Origin of the sequence: Vibrio sp. 2017_1457_13 (assembly GCF_030851525.1) — a bacterium.
Classification (GTDB): domain Bacteria; phylum Pseudomonadota; class Gammaproteobacteria; order Enterobacterales; family Vibrionaceae; genus Vibrio; species Vibrio metschnikovii.
Window position 1 is genome coordinate 30,285 of sequence record NZ_VHTA01000005.1, and the last position, 25,446, is coordinate 55,730.

Consider the following 25,446-nt stretch of genomic DNA (forward strand, 5'->3'; position numbering starts at 1 on the left):
TCATAGCGTGAAAAATAGTGATGCTGGTGTATAAAAGTACCTTAATGATCATCAAACTGATGATTCTTCCTGACGACAACGTTCAGTAAACGAAGAAAGCTATGCGTTGGTTTTAACCATTAAGTCAAGGCAGAGTAACACATTCGATGATTAAATAAGAACATGCCGCATTAGAAAATGCGGCATGTTCATGGCTTAAAAATCAACCCTAGCGCTACCCCAAATGTTCTAAAGCGCTCATTAGTGAGTTCTGCTATTAACGGCTTTCACAAATACCGCTTGTGCACTCTCAATCCCTAAAGCTTTAGCTTCATCCAGCAGACCAAGTGCTTTAGGAATATCATTTGCAGCAACCGCTTGTTGGATAGCGGTGTGATAATACGTTGCAAGATCCTGACCTTGAGGACGATTGTCCGATTGCTTTACAAGGTGCTTCGAAACGAGATCATTTGCAGTAATATTCAGACGTAAGTGACCAAATAATGAATGTTTAGCATAAGGATCTGCAATATCTGGTGGTTGAGTGTGTCTAGCCAAAGCATGAGCTTTTGCTGGGTGAAGAACTTGTGTTTTACCTGCTAAATCGATAGCCGTTGTATAAATAAGGATTTTTAGTTCTTTTCCTGTTGTCTCAGGAATGATGTTGAATGTTGTGACAAATTTATCGTTGTCGAGTAATTTAGCTGGATAATATTTAAAATCATGGAAGCTTTTCTTATAAAGCTCATTATCTTGACTATCAAATACAACTATCGTGGGTGCATATACTTGCAAGTCATTAGATACAAAACTCGATAGTGAAATATCCAAACTACCTCGATTCCCTGGAACAACAAAACCCGCAACAGGGCCAACACTGGTACCGTCTAATAATATTTGACTAGTATTATCGAATAAAAATTCAACCTGAGTCGGAATTTCGAGTGGATTCCAAAATAAACTATCGCGATGAGTGATAAAACTATCAGCACCTTGATGCTGCTGTAAATCTAACATTGGAACAGAAGAACAACCTGTTACTAATACTCCAAGCAATAATGGCGTTAACCAATTCCTTATCATTTGTAACCTCTATCTGTCTATTTAGAAGGAAAAGAACACAGCCAGAGAAGCTCTGGCTGTGTTTATTAGGACAGTAACAGTAACCTAGTTTTTATTTCTCATTACCACCAAGCTTCGACCTGAACACCAAATTGGAATGAATCATCTGACTTACCATTATCAAAGGTGTTGCTGTTATCAGCTTTATCACTGTTTAAATATGAAGCATAAAGACGAATTTCAGGACGAGCCCAGAAACTTGAACCAGCAGACCATGCTTGAGCAACCGTCAGCTTACCATATTTATCTTTATTGCCATCATTATCATCTACAGCATAACCAGCTTCAAAAATAGTCTTGTGATTTTCATCCCACTTATAAACTGGACGAATAACCGCAGACATCGCTTTCCATTTATCTTGACCGTCCCACATTTCCTCACCAACTCCATACACTAGTTGATGACCTAATTCCCAGCTATCTCCGAGACCAACTACACCCCAGTTGATTAAACGATAACCGCTAGCACCACTTTTCGCTTCAGCACCATACCAGCTACCATCACCGTAGAAGGCAAAGGCTTTTGAATAACCTTCCGTACCGTATTGCAATACTGTTTTATTAAAACCATTCGCAAGGCCTTGGGTTAACTCAGCCGTTAACATTACGCCGTTTTTAGCATCTTTAGCCGCTTGTGATGCAGCATCAGTATCGTGAACGATAGCGTAGTTAACACCTACCTCTAAAGAGCCATTTTCCCAAACAGGAATTCCTGCATAACGAGCATCTAATGTATTAACATTTACCGCGCCGCCAGTATTACCAACGTCAGGAGTGGCACCGTCATCATTTCGGTCATTACGAACCCAAGCTAATGAAAGTTTACCAGGGCCAGCTTCAATCCCCTCAATACCAGCACCTGCACCAGAAATGTTCCAGTAATAAAAATCTGAGATATGAATGTCGTGGCGTTGGTAATAACGTTTACCCGCCCATAATGTCGCTTCAGGAGCAAAATCTAATACGCCTTGAGCACGCACATTGAATTGACGTAGTGCAAATTGTGCATCATCCGCACATTTAACTTCCGTTCCAGCTTGGTTTAACCCACAGTTAGTGCCCGTTCCTTCCCAATCATTTGAACCGTTAGAAGTCATCGCAAACATAGAATCAACGTAGAACGTCTTACCATTGTTGTTATAAACTTCTTTGCCTAATTGAACCTCGCCGTAAATATCACCTTCATTACCAAGACGACCGATTTTATTTTTTTCAAACGTAACCTGTTGACCGCCATCAGCACTAACGCCAACACCAGCACGCATGTAACCATTAAAATCGACAGCAAAAGCAGAACCTGCTGCTAAAGAAGCAGCCACTGCGGCAGCAATTACACTTACTTTTTTCATTGTTAACTCCATTTAGGGTTTTCTTTTATCACTCTATTTTTATCCTCAACCATGACGCGACTCATAAAGGCAGAAATGAATAACGAAAAGTAGAGGTGAGACGGGATGAATCCCCCGTTGTTTCAGCTGCTGAGCAGGTTACTAAAAGTACACAAGGGTGACGTCCTCCACCCTAACTATATTTAGGGGGGATGAGAAAGGAGGAGAGATTTTACCGAATGGTGTTTTTAATAGGTTGATCACGGAATTAGGGGGGAGATAGGTACCAACCAACACCATTAATTCATACAAAATGTATGAGCGATCACTATTTCACAATAAGTTAACCGCAAGAGTGAAATAAAATTACATAATAATATTTGTGACTAGGCGCTTGACCTTATGCTGACAAAGCCTTTTACTTAATAAGTCAGTGACTGAAAATAGAATAACAACGGTAACTTACCATGAAAGCCATGCTCTCTCAGCCGTACCCACTCGGTGCGACACTCGATAACGATGGATGCAATTTTGCTGTCTTCGCCCCCGCTAACAAAGATATTGTGTTAGCGCTTTTTCATGTCGATGGCAGCTACCATACCCATCCTTTGGATCACGAATATGCTGGTATCCAGCACACCTACGTGGAAGGCGTTAAGGCGGGACAACGTTACGGTTTTATTACTCAAGTCGAAGGCGAACTATTTTATCTGTCTGACCCTTACGCTCAGGCCTTAGATGGCCCACTGACCTATCAGCCGCCGTTAACACCAAATGGTAGTTTTGATTTGCCCAAATGTGTCGTAGTCGATGATCAATTTGACTGGCAAGGCGTGCAACGCCCTAAACGGCCACGTGATGAGATGGTTATTTTTGAAACCCATGTCAAGGGGCTGACTAAACTCAATCCTAATGTCCCTAAATCACAACGCGGTACTTATTTAGGGTTAATTAGTGAACCAATGCTGACCTTTTATCAGCAACAAAATATCAATACCTTGCAACTGCTACCCATCGCCGCCTGTATGCATGAGCCTCACCTACTCGAAATGGGTAAAGTCAATTACTGGGGCTATAACCCATATTTATTTATGGTGCCGGACCCACGTTACGCCAAAAGTGATGCGGTACAGGAATTGAAAACCGTGATCCGCGAACTGCATAAACAAGGCATCGAAGTGATTTTGGATGTCGTTTATAACCATACGGCTGAGGGCGGTGAAGGGGGTGCCGTTTTTAATCTGAAAGGGCTAGATCCTAATTACTACCTCAAGCACGGCTCAATGTACGCTAATTTTACCGGATGCGGCAATACACTTAACCTCACTTATCAGCCCACCTTAAATCTCGTCATGGATACTTTGCGCTATTGGGTCAATGAGTATCAGATTGATGGTTTTCGTTTCGATTTAGCCGCCACGTTGGGGCGTGATGGCGATAATTTTAGTCGTGAAGCCGCGTTCTTTAAAGCCGTAGCTCAAGACCCTGTATTACAACAAGTGAAGTTGATTGCCGAGCCATGGGATATTGGTCCAAATGGTTATCAAGTCGGTAATTTTCCTTTTGGCTGGAATGAAACTAACGATAAATTACGAGATATTGCGCGAAGTTTTTGGCGTGGCGATCAAGGCTTTTTAAAAGAGTTTGCCACACGAATCATGGGTTCACGCGATTTATACAGCGCATCACAGTGGCCCTATAAATTAACCGTCAACTACATCACCTATCATGACGGCTTTACTTTGCAAGATTTGGTTTCTTACAAACATAAACACAATGAAGCCAATGGCGAACAAAATCGTGATGGTCATGGTGATAATCGCTCGGATAACTATGGTTTCGAAGGTGATACCGACAATATGGTTATTCGTACCATTCGTGAGCGACAAAAACGTAATTTTATGGCCAGTTTATTGTTTGCGTTTGGGATCCCCCATATTCTTACTGCGGATGTCGTCTCACATACTCAGCAAGGTAATAACAATGCTTATTGCCAAGATAACGACATCAGTTGGTTAAACTGGCAATTGACGGAACGTAAAGAATATTTCAGACAATGGCTCGGTGAAATGGTTGCTGCTCGTCAGCGTTATATGGTGCCGTTTATTCGCGCCTTCAGTGGTGAAACTCGCAATTCAAACCGCGTTTTTTGGCGACGTAATGACGGTACATTAATGGAGCAAGATGACTGGAATCAACGTAACTCGGTAATACTGCATATTGGCATTGGTGATCATGGCCAAGAGCTCGCTTATTTGATTAATCAAACCAACGCTAATACACGCTTCACACTGCCAGGAGAAACGGATCAAGAATGGTGTGTGATCTGTGATACGAATATGCGCACCGTACATCAAGACTCGGTAAAAGATGAGGTTGTCCTCCTTCCCATGTCGATGGCGATTTTGCACAGTCATCCGCGGAAAAAATCGCACAAATAGCCTCTAGCAAGTAGGTGTTCATCGGCTCGACCACCTACTTGCTGTCGATAATAGCGATTTTGATCTCCCACACCACTTCTGTTATAACAGCGCTTCCTCATTGATGTCCCCTATTTATTAGAAACGCTATTTCTCCCAAACTATAGAGCGTAGATTAAGGTTTTTGCATGTATAAACGATTTGAAAGTTTGACCGATGCTTTCCCCAAACAAGAGCCACAGCGCCCACCCAATACCTTGTGGGCTTTTTGCTTACACTACACCAAAGGTTTTGAAAAACCGTTAATCACTATGGCGCTATTAAGTACTCTAATCGCCGTCATTGAAGTATCTTTATTTGGTTTTATGGGACACTTGGTCGACTGGCTATCCACCAGCCAACCAGAGACATTTCTCAGTGAGAATCGCAATACACTGATAGGTCTAGGGCTGCTCCTTTTAGTGGGAATGCCAATCCTTGTTTCAGTCTATTCATTATTAATTCATCAGACCATGCTGGGTAATTATCCGATGTCGATACGCTGGCTCGCACATCGTTACTTACTCAAACAAAGCCTCTCTTTCTATCAAGATGAATTTTCCGGTCGCATTGCCACGAAAGTGATGCAAAGCGCTTTAGCGGTACGTGAAACGGTCATGAAGACATTGGATGTCTTTGTCTACGTGATTGTTTATTTCTCAGCCATGCTGTTTATTTTAGCTCAAGCCGATTGGCGACTCATGCTGCCGATGTTGCTCTGGCTTACCGCTTATATCGCGATTCAAGTGCACTACGTGCCGAAATTAAAAAAAATCTCTACCGAGCAAGCCGATGCTCGGTCGCTAATGACCGGGCGAATTGTTGACAGTTATACCAATATCATGACCGTCAAACTGTTTTCTCATAGCCGACGTGAAACCGATTATGCCGAGCAAGGTATGGAAGGGTTTCTCGATACGGTACACCGCCAAATGCGCTTAGTGACCGGTTTTAATATTTGCGTCGAAATCGCCAATTATGTCTTGGTATTTACGATTGCTGCTATGTCGATCTATTTATGGATGGGCAGTGCGATCACTGTTGGAGCAATTGCGATTGCCATCAGTTTAGCGCTGCGTATCAACGGCATGTCAAAATGGATCATGTGGGAAGTTGGCGCTCTATTTGAAAACATGGGCACGGTGGTCGATGGCATGAAAATGCTTTCTAAACCGATTGCGATTGAAGACAGCCCTAATGCCCAAACCTTGCAAGTACGTGAAGGGAAAATCGAGTTCGAAAACGTCAGTTTTCATTATGGTGAAAATAAAGGGGTGATCAATCACCTCAACCTGACTATCAAACCTGGAGAAAAAGTTGGCCTCGTCGGTCGCTCCGGAGCTGGGAAATCAACGTTGGTTAATCTCCTGCTACGCTTTCACGACGTAGAAGGTGGCGCTATCAAAATCGACGGTCAAAATATTGCAGAAGTGACTCAAGACTCATTGCGCGCAGCCATTGGTATGGTGACGCAAGATACTTCTTTGCTCCATCGTTCGATTCGTGAAAATATCTTATACAGCAACCCCAATGCTTCGGAAGAAGCGATGTTAAGAGCCACACGTCAGGCGCATTCTCATGAGTTTATTGAAACTTTAACCGACCCATTTGGTAACGTCGGTTATGATGCACAGGTTGGCGAACGTGGCGTTAAGCTCTCAGGTGGACAGCGTCAGCGGATTGCCATATCGCGAGTGCTACTTAAAGATGCGCCACTGCTGGTGTTGGATGAGGCCACCTCAGCGCTCGATTCAGAAGTCGAAGCCGCCATTCAAGAAAGCCTCAATGAGCTGATGCAAAATAAAACCGTGATTGCGATTGCCCATCGGCTATCGACTATTGCCGCTATGGATCGCTTGATTGTACTCGATAAAGGACACATTGTTGAACAGGGCACTCATCAAGCGTTGATTCAACAAAATGGCATCTATGCACAACTCTGGGCACATCAGACTGGCGGTTTTATTGGTGGTGAAGAAGACGATTTGGCGTAATCGATAGGTATAAAGTGAGTACTTCCTATCATCATAGTGATGAATGTTGGCTGCCTCCCATGCAACCAACGTTCCTACGACGTCGACTCAACAATATTAGCTAATTTTTTCTATCTCTTTCGTCCCTTTGGGACATTTCATTTTGGTGTAACTTTATCATGAACAACAAAAGCATTATGACCAACCTCATTGCCTTACTGGTATTAATCGGTGGTTATTACTTCTCTTATCCTATGATGTTTAGTGCAGGATTATTCGCTTTTTCTGGTGCGGTGACCAACTGGCTAGCCATTCATATGTTATTTGAAAAAGTGCCTTTTCTTTATGGTTCAGGGGTTATCCCTGCGCGATTCGATGATTTTAAACACGCGATTAAGACCCTGATGATGGAGCAGTTTTTTACTGATGCGAATATTGAGCGTTTTCTCAATCAAGAAATGAGCAGTTCGCAATCCATCAATCTTGAACCGGTAATTGCTCAGGTTGACTTTAATCCAGCGTTTGATTCCTTGGTTGAGGTGATTCAGCAATCTTCCTTTGGTGGAATGCTGGCTATGTTTGGCGGTGCAGACGCACTGCAACCGCTTAGAGCTCCTTTTGTTGAAAAGATGCAAGCGTCCATGATCGACATCAGTCAGAGCGATTCCGTGAAAAACGCCTTAAAAACCCAGCTTGAGTCTCCGGCGATGCTGGATGAAATCAAAACCAATATTGAGCAGATCATCAATCAACGTTTGCACGAGTTAACACCACAAATGGTTAAAGAAATCGTCCAGAAAATGATTAAACAACATTTAGGCTGGCTCGTTGTATGGGGCGGAGTATTTGGCGGTTTAATTGGTGTCGTGGCCAGTGCACTATAGGCCATTAATACTCGAAAAAAATGGGCGTAATGCCCATTTTTTATTGTTTTTGATAACGTAAAAAAGACGGTAAATAGCGCCAAGCCCAAGGATACCGTTTCGGAACGAAGAGATACAAGGCACCGATTAACAAAACCGCTGCAAATAAATCTTCCGGCCGATGCATACCAACCCATAAGCGAGAAAAAGCGATAGAGCCACTCCAAGCTAATAATAGCAAAGCGCTTAATCGATGTTTTTGCTCTAACCAAATACCACCAAAAAACAGCAAACAGAGTGCAGCAAACACGGTATGACCTGAAGGGAAAGAGTAATCTCGCTCTTGTTCCCACACTGCTAAACGTGCCGAAGAGACTTTACCGTTCATTTGCTCCATGGCTAACGCTTGTTGCTGGGCATCTAAGCGATAAAAGTGTTGCGGAGAAGGCAGAGTGAGTGATTGAGTCATCACTTCAGTGTAAGGACGAGGGCTTTGAGTCACGTGTTTGATGCCTGTTTTTAGGATCATCGCCAGAACTAACAGTACCCCGAGTTGCATCGCTTTATCTAGCCATTGGCGTCGACACTCAGGCACGCGATACCAAGTCCAACCCATCAGTACCACTAAAGTCAGCAAAAACCCTTCTTTACCAGCAGAGTGAGTGAGTAAGACCAGCCATTGGGTCAGACGATCATCGTCTAAAGCGAATAAGTTGACTTGTGTCCCGACAAGACTGATGGGGATTAATAGCAGCATGAGCGCTATAAATAGCATCAATCCAAATTTAGATTGAGTAATTGGTTGCTTCAACACGTTTACACCTCCACTTTGAGGCTAAGGAGTGTAAACGAGTTTTTATCCACTTCTATCAAACTCTATTCATTTCTTTGTCAATTTTTTAAAAACGCGATCTTCGACGGTTACACAATACTCAACGCCTAATCACGGTACTTGTTCTTAGACAAACCGTCATCACTTTAAACGCTCAACCAGCCATATCAACAGACAAACGATTCAACTCATCAATAATCGCTTTCGTCTCCTTAGAGTAGATCAACTTATCTTTGGCTCCGATTAACTGAATCATTTTTACTTTACCAGAGAGAACAAGCTGACGAAGCATACGCAGCACCATTTGGCAATCAATAACATGATGCTCATCTAATCGATTCAATGGGATCAATGAAGCAAGATCAATAGAAATCACCAATTGGTCACAGTGCTCAATATAATGATTCAATTGGCTTTTGACTTGGTTTCGTTGCCGAAAATGACATTCTTGATCGGTTAACCAATCGCAACCTAAATCTTCTGCATAATCTAAAGTTTGGCTATTTACTCGCTGGGCATCAATCCCTAAATAGAGTAACCGCGTCTGAGCATAACGAGATAATGCAAAATGATAAGCAGACCCAACTTGACGATCTAAAGTCTGTTTTAATTCAAATTCATGGCCAATATGAATAATCCCGAGTTCGTCATTATCGAGCGCTAACAGCGGTAAGGCATTGAGCAACAATTCATGGCAATTGCCCAATATCATCGGAATAGAATGCAAGGTAAAATGATGACTGAGCAAGTCACGAAAACGAGTATCGGCAGGATCATGTAAGACTAAATGACCAGCATCAGCGTAGTGGGCATGGATACCTTGTTGGTAAAGCCAATCGGCGGCAAATTCTAAACTTTGCTGAGCCAATTCAAATTCTACTTGAGACATTGGCTTTATCTGTTCGCACACAGTACAAAACGTAAAAGCAGACATCGACTGAGGCTCAGGACGACTGAGACGGTAGCGTTTGAATAGACTGAGCATGATGAATTACCTCTCTGGTGGCAACGCTCGCGCGGCCTGTAATACATGTAAAATGATCCGTTGCCGATGGGTCTCGACACGATGAGCCGGTGCCATAACAGAAATCGCCCCGATCAATTTACTCCCTTTCATTACCGGAGCGCTGATCCCAGAAACCCCAGGATCAATTTCAGAGGTGCTCACGGCATAACCATGGCGACGAATTTTCTCTAATTCGATTTGCCATTTTTCCATTTGATGATCTTCACCAAAATAGCGCAGTATTTTTTCACAGCGCTGAGAAGGCATAAACGCCAACATCACTTTAGATGAGGCACCTCGAAGCAGGGGTTGACTTTGACCCTGGACGAAGCTGCATCGAAGTGCCTGCATGCTCTCTTTTTGGCTGACACACAAAGCTCGATATCCCACCGGAACCATGTAGGCCGCCATTTCACCAGTCTGTTTCTGTAAACGACTTAGCACCGCTTCCACTGCATCTAAATTATGTTGGCTGGTCTCATAACTGTGCATAAGTAGCAGGGCAGCAGGGCCAATAATTAACGTTTTATCGTGTGGGCTTTCTTCTATTAAGTTCCACTCTTTAAGCAGTTTCAGATGCCGATATAAGCTACTCAATGGCACTTGCAGTTGATCACTTAACGTTTTAGCCGAAACCGGTTCATGATTAACGGCAACTTGCATCAATAACTGCAGCGATTTCTCATTAACCTGACTGGTTGTTGTTTTTGCTTCATTCATGTTGTTCTTTTTAGCCTTTATTGCTTTATCGCTCAAACTTACATTCTTATATATCGAGAATTCTAAACGATTGAAAGCATTGCTTTCTCAAAACATGGGAAAATTAGATGAAAAAATCGCATTATCTTATCCATTCAATAGTGCAATGAAAGACATATAAGAATCTAGATGTTTAGATGGCTAAATTTGACAAACCCTACTGGAAAGATTAGGCTGCGTCTCCTTGTTGTTGATCATTAAAGTTGTTGTTCCATGTCTTCAAACTCATCTACTCCCATTACACCATCGGCGATCGCCTTACTCCCTCTACTCGTGTTTCTTGCACTCTTTATTGGTGTCGGCGCTTATCTCACGTTTCAAGGGGTTGAGTTTGCGTTTTATCAACTCCCCGCCCCTATCGCGATTTTACCTGCGGTGATCATCGCGCTATTGCTGAGTAAAGAATCTCTGAATCGCGCTATCGAGCAGTTTTTGCGTGGCGTTGGGCACCAAGATATTATTGCGATGTGTATGATTTACTTATTGGCAGGGGCCTTTGCCGCGGTAGCAAAAGCGTCTGGTGGGGTTGATGCAACGGTAAATTTGGGGCTGTCAGCCATCCCAAGTGAAATGATTTTACCGGGGATTTTTCTTATTTCGGCCTTTATCGCCACGGCGATGGGCACATCAATGGGTACCATTGCCGCCGTTGCGCCAGTGGCATTAGGCATTGCTCAGTCATCCGGTATGAGCCTCCCATTAACCGCTGGAGTCGTATTGAGCGGTGCGATGTTTGGCGACAACTTATCCATCATCTCAGATACCACCATCGCAGCCACGCGTTCACAAGGCTGTGAAATGCGCGATAAATTTCGTGAAAATATTCGCATTGCTCTCCCTGCCGCTTTTTTCTCATTAATCTTATTCGCGTTTAGCAGTACCGCAACACAAACCCCTGGTACTTCTGCTATTGAGTGGTTGAAAGTATTGCCTTATATGACGATTTTGGTGCTGGCTATCTCGGGGATCAATGTCTTTGTTGTCTTAACCGTAGGCATTGTATTGGCTGGTAGTGTCGGGCTTTGGCACAGTGATCACTATAGCTTAGCCAATTTTGGACAAGATATTTACCGTGGCTTTGGCAATATGCAGGAGATTTTCTTATTGTCGATGTTGATTGGTGGCTTAAGTGAACTGATGCGTCGCCAAGGAGGACTCGCTTTTTTAACTCAACTGGTGAGCCGTTGGATCCAGCGCTTAGCCAAAAAACAAACCCCAGCAGCGCAAAGTCGCGCTAGTGAGTTAGGTATTGCTGGTTTAGTCGCAATGGTCAATACCTGTACGGCTAACAATACGGTTGCTATCATCGTCTCTGGTGGTATTGCTCGTCAGCTAGCCGAAGAGCATACGGTGACACCACGTCGTTCGGCAAGTTTGTTGGATATTTTTTCTTGTGTGATGCAAGGTATCCTGCCATATGGGGCACAAGTACTCTTACTTGGATCGATTTTCCAACTCTCTCCCTTGGAGATTGTAGCTCACTCTTATTACTGCTTTTCATTAGCTTTTGCGGCGATTGTGGCGATTTTCTTTACCCGTCCATCCCGTCGTTACTCACAAACGGTAACTCATCAATAAATAAAAGCACACGAACGATAAAACGGCCCCTGAGTCTACACTGAGGGGCCGTTTTAATAACCGATTAGGTCAATGTATGCCTTGCAAAGCGAAGGCGGTAAGCGTCAACTAACTCACTTTAAACGTCGCCACTTTCGCGCTCAGCTCGGCGGCTTGCTGCTTCAATTGATTCGATTGACTCAAACTATCTTCAGCCCCTTCCACTAACTGCTCAGTCACGTCTTTAATCGCCGTCACATTTTGGGTAATTTCACCCGTAACGTGCGTTTGCTCCTCCGCCGCTGTCGCAATCTGAGTCGCCATGTCACTGATCAAAGCAACCGCAGCATTGATTTCTTCTAATGCATGTGTCGCTTTATCGGCATCATCAACAGAGTTATTCGCCAAACTTGAGCTACTTTCCATCAATGCAACGGCTCGTTTAGTCGTTTCTTGGAGCGTATCAATGGTCGATTTTATCTCTTCGGTTGAGGTATGAGTGCGCTGTGATAATACTCGAACTTCATCAGCAACCACCGCAAAACCTCGCCCTTGATCGCCTGCTCGCGCCGCTTCAATCGCGGCATTTAACGCCAATAGGTTCGTTTGTTCAGCAATGCCTTGAATGGTCGCTAACACGGTGGAGATTTCTTGTGCGTGTTGATTAAGGGCTGAAATAACCGAGCTGGCTTGCGTCACCTCTTTAGCAAGATGATGAATCGACGACTTGGTATTAAGCACTAAAGTACGGCCATTATTGGTGCTGGTGGCTGAATTCTGTGCCGCTTGAGCGGTTTGCTCAGCGTGAGAGGCAATTTCTTGTGTCGCCGATGCCATTTCGGTCACCGCTGTTGCGACCATGGTGACTTCTTGCTGCTGAAGGCTTAATTCAGAAGCCGATTGATTGGCTCGCTGCGCACCATGCTCAGACTGCGCGGTTAATTGCTCAGATTGCTGACGAATATGACCAATCAGTTGTTGTAAGCTTGCCACAAAAGTATTGAAGCTCTCTGCTAATTTTCCCACTTCATCATTGTTTTCAACCTGAATACGTTGGGTTAAATCACCGCTCCCATTGGCGATTTGCTCTAAGGCATGAGAAACGTTATTTAAAGGACGGAATAAAATATTACACAGCACATTGAATAAGACCGTACAGACCACAACGACTAAAAAGGTAACCAACAACTGTCCCCAGAGCGCATCAAAGAGAGGAGCAATCAACGATGAATAATTGATAACAATCACCGTACTTAACGCTGTGCCTTCAATCGCACGTGCAAATAGCACATTCTCTTGACCATTGATCATCACTTTACTGTATTGACCAGACCGCTGTGCCGTTTGAATATCGCGAAAATTCAGTCCCAACTCACTGACATTCTTATTTAATAACTGAGTATTCGCATGAGTAAAAATATTACCTTGTTGATTAGCAATAAACATATAACCAGAGCCGGGCAAAATGGTTTGCTTCATGCTATTGAGAATATCGGTGATCTCCACATCGGCGCCAAGCACTAATGTTTGACCATGTAAATTGATCGCTTTACCAAGAGAAACCACATTGGCTCCCGTCGCCGCAGCGACGGTAGGATTATCCATGAACACGGCATTGGGGTTAGCTTTGGCGTTAATGTACCATCCCCATTGGCGAGGATCGTTATTGCCTTGTGGTAATACCACACCATTGGCATTCTGTTGTGAGCCATCAGGATAAGCCAAAAATACATTATCAAAATCGGCAGAGTGCTTAACCTGTTTAAGGTGGGTAACAATCGCCTCTGGTTTCACCTCTTGCGATAGAGAGGTCAGCGCTCGCTCTTTCGAGACCAGCCAATCAGAAACGTATTGATTATAAGAAGAGGTCGCACTTTGCAAACGTTGCTCGATTTCGATATCCAATCGCCCGAGTGCGGCATTAAACGATACGGCTTCAACCAATACGCCACCGACGATGATGGCAATACTGGCTGAGATAGCCAACTTATTCTTTAGTGAAAGGTTTTTAAACATACGCTATCCCCGTTATGACCTTGTCGTGCTTCGTGTGAGAAGCACTTATTTATTTGTTTTCGGCATCCTGCATTATAATTTTTAGGCTAGAAATAAATGAGAGACTCTCTACGAAATGGTTTATTCGCATCAAAAAATTATAGTTCATGATTGAGAAAGGTTAGCGATTTGGGTCGATTGTGTGAGTGAGGTAAAGAAACTGAGCATCATCTGTCAAGAGATAACGCAAAAAAAGAAACAGGCCCTACCCTAAGGCAAAGCCTGTCAATCTACCGATCAATGTCACTCATTGAGAAGTAATGAGACATTATTGGGTAGCGCAGTCCGCAACACCTATCTCTTTCCATACCCCCCAAGCACCTGACTGAGCGGGATTATCCCCTTGTGTCCACCATTTGGCTTCCCACACTTTACCAGCCCATGTTACTTGGTTGCCACCGACATAAACGGCAGAGGCATTCCATAGATTGTCACATTGATCATTATTGCTGGTCGCTAAAACGATGACTGAAACGGATGCTGAGCTGCTCAACTCACCATCACTGACCGTTACCGTAAAGTTAAGCGTGGTATCAACGGAATAAGAACCCGCGGTGAAGCTCAGTTGACTGCCATTGATCTGTACTTCCAGTCCAGTTGGTACTTGCCAATCAAAGCTCAGCGTCTCTTGCTGCGCATCATAAGATGCCGAGGCATCAACCAACACTTGCTCACCAGCTCTCACTTCAGAAGGCGCAGAGACAATCGCAACGGGAGGCGTATTTTCCACACCACCGTCTTTGGCTTTAACGGTAATTTGAACCGTCGCGGAACCACTCGCTCCCTCATTGTCTGTTACGGTTAACTTAAAACGTAAGGTTTCGGTTTGAGTGACTTCACCAATCGAAAAACTCGCCTGAGCTTGATTCGCATCACTGAGTTGCACGGTTGGCCCAGCAATTTGTTCCCAGTAATAGCTGGCAATCGTGCCATCGGTATCTTTGGAAGCGCTGCCATCTAAGGTTACGGTCGCTGGAGCGATAACAGTTTGTGCCATACCTGCATCAGCAATCGGAGCGCGATTAACTGGTGGATTCGATCCTTGAGCAAGCCCTTCATGCTTGGCATTAAGAATATCGCCGTTATCCGCATCAATTTCCCATGAGAATAAACCGGCTAAACCTAGCTGACGAACATAAGCCCCTTTGGCTTTAATCGAGCGCGGATCGTCAAACGTGACCAATTCTCCTGTAGTGCGATTCCATACCCAAGGAGCTTCGGCTTGGGCATCATAACCGTATTCAAAGCCATTAATCCCTTGGTTATTATCACCAATCATATACGCTTTAAGGCCCTTATAATCAATGACACCATCTTCCCAGACTCCCTGCGCTGTTGAGCCCGTTAATTTACCGGTCGCAACCCCCGTCATCGGATCGGTAGGATCGGTCAACGAAGCCGGCATCACACCTTGCCAACCTCGACCATACATCGCAGCCCCAAGAACCAGCTTATTGGCTGGTACACCTTGGGCTAGCAATAATTGAATTGCGTTATCCGCGGTGTAAGCAGGGCCTTTATACGGTTCACCGTTTTCATCAATGCCTGTTCCATCACACTGACCTGGGCGCATAAAGTTACCGCAATACAGTGCCGTTTGATGGCCAGGGACGTTATTCCAACCACCATAAAAATCGTAGGTCATCGCAAAGATATAATCCATATATTGAATCGCTTGACCATAATCGACTTTTTCAATTTTATCGAAACCGACGCCTATTGCAGAGGTCAGTTCGTAAGAACGACCGGTCTCCGCTTCAAGTTCATCCAACATCACTCGTAACTCTTGCATTAAGGCGATATAAGCCGGTCCATCATTGATCGGATCGCCTAAATCGGGGGCCGCGCCATTGCCACCGGGGAATTCCCAATCAATATCGATACCGTCATAAAACTTCCATGTCTGTAAAAAACGTTTCATCGATGCCACGAACGTATCGCGTTTTGCTTTATCCGTGAAATCATAGAAAGGATCGGATAGCGTCCATCCACCGACTGATGGCAAGATTTTTAAATCGGGATAACGCTGCTTGAGTGCCATTAACATCGCATAGTTACCTTTGATCGGCGAACTGTACTGATGTCCTGCTTGAGGAAAACTTTTCTGGTATGCCGCCCAAGGGTCGTGGATCACCACTTCGTAATCAGGGACTCCCTGACACGCAGTCATCAGGGCATTATAACTATTACCACCGACCGATTTGACCGACTCATTCGGACCACAAATAGGGATAAAACCATACAAGATATGCGTTAAGTTATGAGCAGGAATATTATCCACCGTATAATTACGACCATAAATGCCCCACTCAACGAAATAGGTACCAACGACGGTATCTGGGTCCAATGAATAGGATTTATTATTCGGATCAACGTTCATGGTCAGAGGTTCAAGGTGTGAACCATCGGTATCAGCCAGAATTAACTCTGCTGGCGCACTGGTCGTACACCCAGAATCATCACAGGCTGCAACTTGGAGTTGATAACGTCCACCTTTATCATAGGTGAAGTTGGCGGTGGTTTGACTCCCGCTGATCGGCCCAGAAGCCACTTCCACACCATCAAATAAAATTTTATAAGTGTGCCCGCGTTCACCGCTCCATTGGTTAAAGGTAATCGAGATCGGCGCTTGTTCACGATATTGCACCATTTGGTGATAGCCCGCGGTCGTTTCCATTGCTAACTGTATTTTAGAAAACTGCAGGTTATTTGACCCATATACATCAATACTTGGCGCGCTTGGCGCTGCAATTACCGTGCTACTTAGCGATAAGGCAAAAGCCATCCCCGCCGAACACAGAATAGTACGCTTCATATCTGTCTCTCTTATGGTTGATTAAACATCTGAGACAGTATTTGATACTTGTGAGCGTTTGAAAAATGGAGTTCCAGAGTTTACGAGGCACAACGAGCAATGAATGGAACACATTCAACGTGTTACATGCTAAAGGCAATCTTCAGCCAAAAAAACGGATTTTCTATCGTATAGAGTAGAAAAACAGCCATTTTGGACTATGCTCGCATCGTTTTATATTAAGGATCGGTGAGCGTATATTGAAGCGAATCGAAAGATGATATTTTGATGAACGCTCATTGATTGCCGATGTGAAAACTTGCTTTTATCACGGACAAGCGGCACCCTGACAGTCTTCCCTTCTTCAAGTAATCAATAGGATAAAATAGATGAATGCCATCAAGCCATTATCGTGTCTTTTTGCGATTGTTTTTAGTGCCGCAACCCTAGCTAAAGTCACCATTGATATTCCTGATAGTATTAATATGTTGGTAGTTAATGGAGATAAGCCTGCAGTTTCTGGCGGTTTTTTTTCTGCAAAGAAAACATTAACCTTAGAAGATGGACAGCAACAGATCGTCTTCCGCTACCAGCCTTATTTCACACAAGGTAATGATCGTATTCAAGTAGAAAGTGAAGTGATTGTTGCGACTTTTTCTGCGCAAGAGACCAATCTAACCTTTGGTCTACCAACCTACCGTAACGCCGTTGACGCGGAAAACAATATCCGTCATCTGACTTGGTCACTGCAAGATTCTAACGGGCAGTCTGTTGCTCTCCAGCAAGATCGACTGATCAAACCCGGGATGCAAATAGGGCGTAACTATCAACAAGAATTGTTGGAATACAATCGAACAGGAGGCCCCGCAGCCATCGTCACCACCACTTCAGTCTCCAACAACATAAAAGCCCCACAGGCGATCGATAATACCGCCGAAGAGATGCTGTATTTCTGGTACAACAAGGCTGATGCTGCCACTCAAGAAAAGTTCAAACGCTTTATTAATCAGTAACCATCACGATATTCGCCCACAATAAAACCCCAAGTATTCAGAGATAAACTTGGGGTTTTATTGTTTTCAACAGCAGAGATGAGGAGCGGTGCTGATTAATTCCAGAATAACATCGCAATCGCTGATAAAATCACAATACAAGCGATGTTCAATGCCATCCCAACTCGCATCATTTCACTCTGTTTAATGTGCCCGGTCGCAAACACAATCGCATTCGGTGGAGTTGCCACAGGGAGCATGAAGGCACACGATGCCGCTATCGCAATCAACACCGACAGTATCACGGGTGAAACACCTAAAGCTTCAGCAACACCAGCAAACACCGGAATTAATAACGCGGCACTGGCCGTATTACTGGCAAACTCCGTTAAAAACACCACAAAAGCCGCAATCACGATAACAATCAGTATAATATTTAACTCTGAAATCATCGAGCTCAGTTCATTGGCCAGAAACACGCTGGTTCCGGTCTGTCTAAGAATATTACTAAGACAGATACCACCACCAAACAGCAGTAATACACCCCAGTCGGCGGTTTTTTCAATATCTTTCCAGTGAACTACTCGTGCAAAACAGACCAGAACAATCGCGCCTAAGGCGACGATCGTATCAAAGCTTTTAAAACCACCGAGAAGTTCATTAACCGGTTTACTGAATATCCACAATGAGACGGTCAAGGCAAAAATGGCCAAAGTCACCACTTTCCCTTTATCCCAACTCACTGTCTCGTGATTGAGCTCGAACTGCCCTTTTAGATCGGGTTTAAGCATCCAATAAAGTAGCAACATAGCAATAGGTAACATGACGATAGTCGTCGGCAAACCAAACTGCATCCACTCAGAGAAGGATAACCCCACTTGAGCGGCGGCAATCGCATTCGGAGGACTACCAACAATCGTTGCAATACCACCGATACTGGCACTATAAGCAATACCTAACAGCACAAATACATAAGTATTATGGCCTTTGTCTTGGTCAACTTTACTTAAAATACCAAGCACTAAAGGTAGCATCATCGCCGCCGTGGCCGTATTACTGATCCACATTGACAGACCAGCCGTGACACCAAACAGCATGAACACCGCGACACTAAAGCGCCCACGTGCCAGTATTAACACTTTATCAGCAATGACTTTATCCAGCCCTTGACGATGCATCGCGGCCGCTAACGCAAATCCGCCTAAAAAGAGGAAGATGATCGAGTTAGCAAAACTATTCAGCGCAGCCTGAGTTTCAAATACTCCAAATATCACCGCTAATATCGGCACTAAAATCGCAGTTACCGTGACATGCAACGCTTCGGTTAACCATAGCACAGCGATAAACGCTAAAATGCTCAATCCAAGGACGACATTAGGGGCAAAAGGTAAGTTATTCAGTAGGATAAAAAACAGGGCAATATCCGCTAACACAATCAAGCTGTTGCGGTTGAATAACCATTCTCGGGTATTGTTGGGCAATGGGACATTCTCGTTTCGATTCATTATTATTTTTCCTTATCGGGCCAAACGGCAGCCAACATGATCCCATAGATTCAAACGAGAGGATAATTATTATTGCGAAATTGTTAACCTTATCAAAACTATGGGCAACAATTTAACAGCTTGAAATGAATGCGCTTCTCAGCACGAAAATCATTAACAAAGTTTGCACAACAAAGCGTGACTTAAACAAAGGTTCCCCCTTAGCAAAAGAGAGATTTTATGGATTGGCTATTCTCGCTCTTGCTTATCTATGAAAGAATGAAAACTCTCTCCATTGGAAGGTCCATCATGCAAGCGCTCATCACCCAACTGCAATTTTCAGCCTCCATTACCGGCCCGATTTGTTTAATGTTACTGTTGGGGGTATTACTCAAGCGTGTGCAGTTGATTAACGATAATTTTATTGATGTTGCCTCAAAACTGGTTTTTCAAGTCACACTCCCGGCGATGCTTTTTCTCAGTATTGTCGGAGCCGAGCATGACTTCTCTTCCAGTCTGTCCTTGATTGTTTTTGGGCTCATTGCCAATTTTATTTTTTTCTTGTTTACCTGCTGGATGACTCAGCGACAATTTCATCATCCTCAAGATCAAGGCGTGATCATTCAAGGCGGATTTCGAGCCAATACCGCTATCATAGGCTTGGCATATGTTGCTAATTTATATGGTAATAGTGGGGTCGCATTAGCCGCGATTTATGTCGCAACAACAACGGTGCTATATAATATTCAAGCGGTGATCGCTTTAACGCCAAAAGGCGAAACACAAGGAACGAAGGCACTCACAACGATACTCAAAACATTGACGAAGAACCCGTTGATTATCGCTATCCTACTTGGGGTATTGTGTTATGCGATAGCACTACCGATCCCTACTATGATCAGCGAAGCAGGACACTATTTTGCCAACATGACTCTGCCTCTTGCTTTGCTCTGCACCGGTGGCTCACTGAATATCCAATCACTAAAAAATGATTCCCGATCGACTTGGTTTGCGACTCGCTACAAACTGCTTTGGTCACCGCTGTTGATCACCAGCGCTGCATTATGGTTTGGCTTTCGGGGTATGGATGTCGGGATTATTCTATTAATGACTGGAGCACCAACCGCTGCCGCAAGCTATGTCATGGCGAGAGCGATGGGAGGAAATGCACCACTCGCTGCAAACATTATCGCCTTAACGACGGTGTTTTCTTTTATCAGTTGTACCTTAGGGATTTTCTTACTCTCAAGCTTGGCGCTTATTTGATGAACGTAATGTAAGGATGTTGAATGAGGCGGATTTTTTGCGAACTGCCTATCAATTGCAATTTGCAAATGCAATTATGAAACACGACGCTATAAAACTGCGAAAATTAGTCCATTTTGCTGGTTTTGTCACCAAAAAATATTGGCACGGTAATTGTATTGTAATAAGTGACCCTTTTAAGCCGAGGGTCACCTAGCCAACTGACGTTGTTAGTGAATATTTTGTTCACAAATAGATAGCCAGCCGCCCAATTGCGACTGGCTTTTTTTTTGCTAATTCAGTTTGTAAAATAACGTCGCTAACGGTGGAATACGTAACCGCAGTGATTGTGCTAACCCTTCGCTCGGCACACGATCGCTGTTGACGACCGATAAAACGTCAAAACCACTCCCGCCATATCGCTTTTCATCCGTATTCAAGAGCAATTGATAAGTGGCCGAGACAGGGACACCTAAACGAAACGCTTCGTGCGGTACTGGCGTAAAATTGGTGATAACCAACACGCGCTCACCTGCACTATTGATCCGCTCATGAGCGATAATGCTCGCATCAGCCGCATCTTGTAGACGCCATTCAAACCCTTGAGGATCACAATCCAGTTCGTGCAGCGCGCTGTGTGTACGATACAAGTGGTTCAAATCGCGGACTAAGTTTTGTACCCCTTTATGACGCTCAAACTCCAACAAAAACCATTGCAGTTGATCATCGTGGTTCCACTCCCCCGTTTGTGCGAATTCAGCGCCCATAAAGTTAAGTTTCTTACCTGGTTGACCATACATGTAACCCAAATAGGCACGCATATTCGCAGTTTGCTGCCATTCATCACCGGGCATTTTGTAAATCAACGACTGTTTACCGTACACCACTTCATCGTGTGACAGCGATAAGACATAGTTTTCACTAAAGGCATAAATTAATGGGAAGGTTAAAGTGTTGTGATGATATTTACGATGCACCGGATCTTCTTTGATATAAGAAAGGCTATCGTGCATCCACCCCATATTCCACTTAAAGCCAAAGCCTAACCCCCCAACAAAGGTTGGGGCAGAAACGCCAGGGAAAGCCGTTGACTCTTCAGCAATGGTCATGGCATTAGGGAAATGCTTATACACTTCTTCATTCATCCATTTCAACATCGCAATCGCGTCGTAATTTTCACGTCCCCCATCAACGTTCGGGATCCATTGATCATGGCTACGCGAGTAATCGAGATAAAGCATAGAAGCAACAGCATCGACTCGTATGCCATCAATATGGAACATCTCAAACCAATAGAGCGCGTTAGACACTAAGAAGCGGCGCACATGTTCACGGCCTAAATCATAAATATAGGAATTCCAATCTTGATGCCAGCCACGGCGAGGATCAGGATCGTGATACAGCGGCGTACCATCAAAATTCGCTAACCCATGGGAATCGGATGGAAAATGGGCAGGAACCCAGTCTAGCACCACTCCAATTTGCGCCTGATGACACTGATCGACAAAATATTTAAAATCATCCGGCGTGCCATAACGACTGGTTGGAGCGAATAACCCTATCGGCTGATATCCCCAAGACCCATAAAAGGGATGCTCAGAAACTGGCATTAACTCTACGTGGGTATAGCCCATATCCACCAGATAAGGTACTAGCTGATCAGCCAATTCACGATAAGTTAAAAAGCGCCCATCTTCACCGCGCTTCCAAGACCCCGGATGCAACTCGTAAAAAGACAGTGCTTGTTTGCGCTTTTCGGAAATGGGGCGCTGTTGCCAGCGGGTATCTTGCCATTGATAGCGGCGATGATCGTAAGTCACGGAAGCTAAAGAAGGATACTGCTCAGCATAGAAACCCCATGGATCGGCCTTATGAGGTAAGCCTTCCCCATGAGGACCTTTCAGTTCGAATTTATATTGTGTTCCTTCAGGTAAATTAGGAATAAATAATCCCCAGATACCATAATCAAGGCGTTGCATCGGATGGCGACGTCCATCCCAGTGGTTAAAGGCACCGATTAAACTGCAAGCTGAAGCATGAGGCGCATAGACTAAAAAACGAGTTCCGCTGATCTGCTGTCCATCACGCTCTAAGGTAACAAATTGCGCTCCCATATGATGGTACATCTGCTTGGGCGTATGCAGCTGTTCAAATTCAGCATATAAAGCATGATATTGGTAAGGGTCATCAATGATTTGCTCTGTGCCAGCCCAATCAACCGCCAGCTGGTAATGGGTAAACCGCAGATCATGATCGGATTTTAGAATAAACCCATCGAACTCATCACGCTCTAAGGCAATTCTTGGTTGACCATCTAAGAGCAGCTCAACCTTATCTGCATTAGGCAGCCATACCCGTAGTGCTCCTTGCTCTTGTGGAAGATAAGGACCCAAAAAGGCAAAGGGATCGGCACACGCAGCATGCAATAATTGTTGATAGGTCTGCTGTAACTTAACGATTTTTTTCAGCGGTTTCTTTTTTACGGGGTTCAATATACTTACTCCTAACCAAGACTCTCAAAAGGAAAAACGCCCGCGAAGAGCGGGCTTGCTAGCATGGCATCCATGACCTTGAGTTTGACAGATCCGATTTGTGCTGTAGTAGACACTCGGAATTTATTCGATCATTTAGCCTGATACATCTTAACTAACCCAGTAAAAACATGGAGTGACCTAGCGTTTATTTCTTAACCTTAACTCAAAAAGATGCCGTATTATCGACAGAAACGGCACAGTGATGAGTGAACAACGCCAGTATTATCGCCGCCCAAAGGCGGCTACTCCGGTTTATTATTGGCTCGCTTTCGCGCGAATCTGGGTCAATTTAGTCGCAATACGATTAACATCATCGCGGGCAAAGATCTCATCCAAGTTCATCGATAGCTTACGACGCCAGTTAGGATACTCATTTACGGTACCTGGAATATTGACGGGCTTATCCATTTCCAGCCAATCTTCTAACTGAACGCTGAGTAACGCGGAAGAACCCGCCGCAACGTGCAGTTGCAATGCTTCACTTAAGTAAGAGTCCATAGGAACTAACTGAGCATCACGTCCAATGCTTGCTGGTAAGTAACCGTGCCAATCAACCGAATTCAGTATGCCTTGCTTACACTTCAAACGATCCGTAAACAGCTCTTGTAGTTGTGCTTCATCAGGATACAAACCAATCTCGCGGCCCATTTTCAAATCATCACAGTGCCAAAAACCACGTAACGTTGGCATATCATGAGTACATAAGGCCGCCATCGATTGTTCGGCATAATGAGTCGGAGAAATAAACCCACCGTCTTCTTTTGAAGTTTCAAAGAAAAAGACTTTGTAAGAGTGCACCCCTGCATCGCGCAGCAATGCGACAATTTCATCAGGAACGGTACCTAAATCTTCACCGATCACGCTACACTGGTGACGATGCGATTCGAGCGCCAAAATAGCCAGCATATCTTTCACTGGATAATAAATGTAAGCCCCTTGAGTGGCATTTTCACCTTTCGGGATCCACCATAAACGCAGCAAGCCCAGTACATGGTCAATCCGTAACGCACCACAATGTTTCATGTTGGCACGGAGCAGCTTGATGTAAGCATCGTAAGCCGTGGCGTGTAAGGTTTGTGGATTAAGTGGCGGCAAGCCCCAATTTTGCCCCAAAGGACCCAGCACATCCGGTGGCGCGCCAATACTGGCATCCAAGACTAAGCTGCCGTTATCCGCCCATGTTTCAGCGCCAGAGTCAGCGACTCCCACGGCGAGATCGCGATATAAACCAACCGCCATACCTTTTTCATCAGCTAACGCTTGTACTTCATTAATTTGTGTATCGGCGACCCATTGCAAATACATATAAAGATGAACACGCTCACGATGTTCTTCAATGTACTTTTGCACCGCCGCATTATCAAAGTGACGGTATTTTTCAGGGAAAACTGGCCACCCCCACACTTGGTTATCTTGTGCATGCAAATCCGTGTGCAATGCATCGAATGCGGCTTGGTGAACCAGACTTTCGCCACCTTGTTCAACAAAAGCTAAGAAGGCACGCGCGCGATCGGTATTATTATCCAAATGGCGGCGCTTAAACTCATTAAACAGTAACGGCAAGACACTCATTTTAAGCTCGGCCACTTCGGTATAATTGACCCAGTGAGTTTCACGAACTTTTTGCAAACGTTGCTGAAAATCCTGACTACCGACTTGTTGCTGAGCTTCAGCACTGAGTGCAAACTCAGGTACCGAGCTAACATCGATATACAGGATATTTAGCCAGCGACGTGAAGAAGGGCTATAAGGGCTGGCCCCTTCAGGGTTAGCAGGAAATAGAGAATGAATCGGGTTTAAACCCACAAAATCACCGCCACGCGAAGCGATATCTGCCACTAGCTGCTTGAGATCGCCAAAATCACCCATCCCCCAGTTGTGTTGGGTACGTAAGGTGTAGAGCTGAATGCTTGGTCCCCACAGTTTTTTACCTTGAACCAAAGCCGGTTGCTTAAAACACGCTCGCGGCGTGATGATCAGCGTCATCGTATACGGTGCTTTGCGCCGCTTACGAGTAACCAATAAAGTATGATATCCCCACGCCAAACCGCTTGGCAACGCAAACACTAAAGGGCCACCCTCTGCACGCTCATCACGAACAATTTGTGATTGAAGATAGCCTTCAAGTACTTCTCCCTGCTCGGTTTCTATCCGCCAATTAAATTCACTTTCCCGAGCGCTGACACCTAGGTAGAGTGGAACTTCAACCGCATCCCCTTCTGAGAGCACCAACACAGGATCCAAGACATCTTTTTTATGTTTTTTCTGAGCTGACGCTAATAACGTTTGATCATTGGTTGTATCGTAACCCAAAGACGCCAAAAGACGACGAATAGTGTCGTCTGAAACGGTGGCCTCGTCTCCCCAAGCGCTGACATAGCTATCGGCAATTCTTGCCATCTCTGCGACTTGTTTTAATGCATTATGTTCTTTCATCGCTTTCTCCGAAGGGACTGCTTACCCC

Annotated in this window: 16 protein-coding genes; 6 read left to right on the forward strand and 10 right to left on the reverse strand. The window is 44.5% G+C overall.

The window, feature by feature from the left end:
• Positions 1 to 240 precede the first annotated feature (240 nt).
• Both FKN88_RS07880 and FKN88_RS07885 read right to left on the reverse strand, forming a co-directional pair.
• Positions 241 to 1,059: a MalM family protein gene (locus FKN88_RS07880; RefSeq protein WP_154171220.1), complete on the reverse strand. Its 819-nt coding sequence runs from the start codon at positions 1,057 to 1,059 to the stop codon at positions 241 to 243.
• Positions 1,060 to 1,163: 104 nt separating this feature from the next.
• Positions 1,164 to 2,450, reverse strand: a complete 1,287-nt coding sequence (locus tag FKN88_RS07885) for a maltoporin (RefSeq protein WP_154170803.1) — start codon at positions 2,448 to 2,450, stop codon at positions 1,164 to 1,166.
• A gap of 446 nt (positions 2,451 to 2,896) precedes the next feature.
• Between FKN88_RS07885 and glgX the strand changes: the two genes are divergently transcribed.
• From glgX to FKN88_RS07900, 3 genes are all read left to right on the forward strand, one after another.
• Entirely contained in the window at positions 2,897 to 4,870 is a 1,974-nt protein-coding gene (gene glgX / locus FKN88_RS07890; protein ID WP_187984885.1) for a glycogen debranching protein GlgX, read from the forward strand.
• Between the two features lie 167 nt (positions 4,871 to 5,037).
• Entirely contained in the window at positions 5,038 to 6,882 is a 1,845-nt protein-coding gene (locus FKN88_RS07895) for an ABC transporter ATP-binding protein (RefSeq protein ID WP_154170804.1), read from the forward strand.
• Between the two features lie 158 nt (positions 6,883 to 7,040).
• Positions 7,041 to 7,745 carry a DUF445 domain-containing protein gene (locus FKN88_RS07900; protein ID WP_154170805.1) on the forward strand — a complete coding sequence of 235 codons (705 nt, stop codon included), beginning with the start codon at positions 7,041 to 7,043 and terminating at the stop codon, positions 7,743 to 7,745.
• Between the two features lie 40 nt (positions 7,746 to 7,785).
• On the opposite strand, the gene FKN88_RS07905 is transcribed toward FKN88_RS07900, so the two are convergent.
• The 3 genes from FKN88_RS07905 to FKN88_RS07915 form a co-directional block, all read right to left on the reverse strand.
• Positions 7,786 to 8,538, reverse strand: a complete 753-nt coding sequence (locus tag FKN88_RS07905; protein ID WP_004396813.1) for a phosphatase PAP2 family protein — start codon at positions 8,536 to 8,538, stop codon at positions 7,786 to 7,788.
• 172 nt (positions 8,539 to 8,710) lie between these two features.
• Positions 8,711 to 9,541 carry an arginase family protein gene (locus FKN88_RS07910; RefSeq protein WP_154170806.1) on the reverse strand — a complete coding sequence of 277 codons (831 nt, stop codon included), beginning with the start codon at positions 9,539 to 9,541 and terminating at the stop codon, positions 8,711 to 8,713.
• A 6-nt stretch (positions 9,542 to 9,547) separates the two neighbouring features.
• Positions 9,548 to 10,282 (reverse strand): IclR family transcriptional regulator, encoded by a 735-nt coding sequence (locus FKN88_RS07915; RefSeq protein WP_004396815.1) that lies wholly within the window; start codon positions 10,280 to 10,282, stop codon positions 9,548 to 9,550.
• A 252-nt stretch (positions 10,283 to 10,534) separates the two neighbouring features.
• Here FKN88_RS07915 and FKN88_RS07920 point away from each other — a divergent pair, with 252 nt between their 5' ends.
• A complete protein-coding gene (locus FKN88_RS07920) occupies positions 10,535 to 11,899 on the forward strand; it encodes a Na+/H+ antiporter NhaC family protein (RefSeq protein WP_154170807.1) in 1,365 nt (454 codons plus the stop codon).
• 108 nt (positions 11,900 to 12,007) lie between these two features.
• On the opposite strand, the gene FKN88_RS07925 is transcribed toward FKN88_RS07920, so the two are convergent.
• The gene (locus FKN88_RS07925; protein WP_154170808.1) at positions 12,008 to 13,894 is read right to left on the reverse strand and encodes a methyl-accepting chemotaxis protein; all 1,887 of its coding nucleotides are present in this window, start codon (positions 13,892 to 13,894) and stop codon (positions 12,008 to 12,010) included.
• Positions 13,895 to 14,201: 307 nt separating this feature from the next.
• Positions 14,202 to 16,748: a glycosyl hydrolase family 18 protein gene (locus FKN88_RS07930; protein ID WP_154170809.1), complete on the reverse strand. Its 2,547-nt coding sequence runs from the start codon at positions 16,746 to 16,748 to the stop codon at positions 14,202 to 14,204.
• A gap of 368 nt (positions 16,749 to 17,116) precedes the next feature.
• Between FKN88_RS07930 and FKN88_RS07935 the strand changes: the two genes are divergently transcribed.
• Positions 17,117 to 17,740 carry a DUF2057 family protein gene (locus FKN88_RS07935; protein ID WP_154170810.1) on the forward strand — a complete coding sequence of 208 codons (624 nt, stop codon included), beginning with the start codon at positions 17,117 to 17,119 and terminating at the stop codon, positions 17,738 to 17,740.
• A 95-nt stretch (positions 17,741 to 17,835) separates the two neighbouring features.
• On the opposite strand, the gene FKN88_RS07940 is transcribed toward FKN88_RS07935, so the two are convergent.
• Positions 17,836 to 19,224, reverse strand: coding sequence for a DASS family sodium-coupled anion symporter (locus FKN88_RS07940; RefSeq protein WP_154170811.1), 1,389 nt, complete (start codon positions 19,222 to 19,224; stop codon positions 17,836 to 17,838).
• A gap of 288 nt (positions 19,225 to 19,512) precedes the next feature.
• Between FKN88_RS07940 and FKN88_RS07945 the strand changes: the two genes are divergently transcribed.
• The gene (locus FKN88_RS07945; protein WP_154170812.1) at positions 19,513 to 20,469 is read left to right on the forward strand and encodes an AEC family transporter; all 957 of its coding nucleotides are present in this window, start codon (positions 19,513 to 19,515) and stop codon (positions 20,467 to 20,469) included.
• A 272-nt stretch (positions 20,470 to 20,741) separates the two neighbouring features.
• Here the strand turns inward: FKN88_RS07945 and glgB are convergent, their stop codons facing one another.
• Complete coding sequence (gene glgB, locus FKN88_RS07950) at positions 20,742 to 22,940, reverse strand: 1,4-alpha-glucan branching protein GlgB (RefSeq protein WP_306687452.1); 2,199 nt, start codon at positions 22,938 to 22,940, stop codon at positions 20,742 to 20,744.
• A 297-nt stretch (positions 22,941 to 23,237) separates the two neighbouring features.
• On the reverse strand, positions 23,238 to 25,418 hold the full coding sequence (malQ, locus tag FKN88_RS07955; RefSeq protein ID WP_154170813.1) for a 4-alpha-glucanotransferase: 2,181 nt from the start codon (positions 25,416 to 25,418) through the stop codon (positions 23,238 to 23,240).
• Positions 25,419 to 25,446 lie beyond the last annotated feature (28 nt).

Excerpts from the sequence above, each read along its gene's own strand:
- FKN88_RS07885 (WP_154170803.1), bottom strand. The coding sequence starts at position 2,450 with ATGAAAAAAGTAAGTGTAATTGCTGCCGCAGTGGCTGCTTCTTTAGCA.
- glgX (WP_187984885.1), top strand. The coding sequence starts at position 2,897 with ATGAAAGCCATGCTCTCTCAGCCGTACCCACTCGGTGCGACACTCGAT.
- FKN88_RS07895 (WP_154170804.1), top strand. The coding sequence starts at position 5,038 with ATGTATAAACGATTTGAAAGTTTGACCGATGCTTTCCCCAAACAAGAG.
- FKN88_RS07900 (WP_154170805.1), top strand. The coding sequence starts at position 7,041 with ATGAACAACAAAAGCATTATGACCAACCTCATTGCCTTACTGGTATTA.
- FKN88_RS07910 (WP_154170806.1), bottom strand. The coding sequence starts at position 9,541 with ATGCTCAGTCTATTCAAACGCTACCGTCTCAGTCGTCCTGAGCCTCAG.
- FKN88_RS07915 (WP_004396815.1), bottom strand. The coding sequence starts at position 10,282 with ATGAATGAAGCAAAAACAACAACCAGTCAGGTTAATGAGAAATCGCTG.
- FKN88_RS07920 (WP_154170807.1), top strand. The coding sequence starts at position 10,535 with ATGTCTTCAAACTCATCTACTCCCATTACACCATCGGCGATCGCCTTA.
- FKN88_RS07925 (WP_154170808.1), bottom strand. The coding sequence starts at position 13,894 with ATGTTTAAAAACCTTTCACTAAAGAATAAGTTGGCTATCTCAGCCAGT.
- FKN88_RS07930 (WP_154170809.1), bottom strand. The coding sequence starts at position 16,748 with ATGAAGCGTACTATTCTGTGTTCGGCGGGGATGGCTTTTGCCTTATCG.
- FKN88_RS07935 (WP_154170810.1), top strand. The coding sequence starts at position 17,117 with ATGAATGCCATCAAGCCATTATCGTGTCTTTTTGCGATTGTTTTTAGT.
- FKN88_RS07940 (WP_154170811.1), bottom strand. The coding sequence starts at position 19,224 with ATGAATCGAAACGAGAATGTCCCATTGCCCAACAATACCCGAGAATGG.
- FKN88_RS07945 (WP_154170812.1), top strand. The coding sequence starts at position 19,513 with ATGCAAGCGCTCATCACCCAACTGCAATTTTCAGCCTCCATTACCGGC.
- malQ (WP_154170813.1), bottom strand. The coding sequence starts at position 25,418 with ATGAAAGAACATAATGCATTAAAACAAGTCGCAGAGATGGCAAGAATT.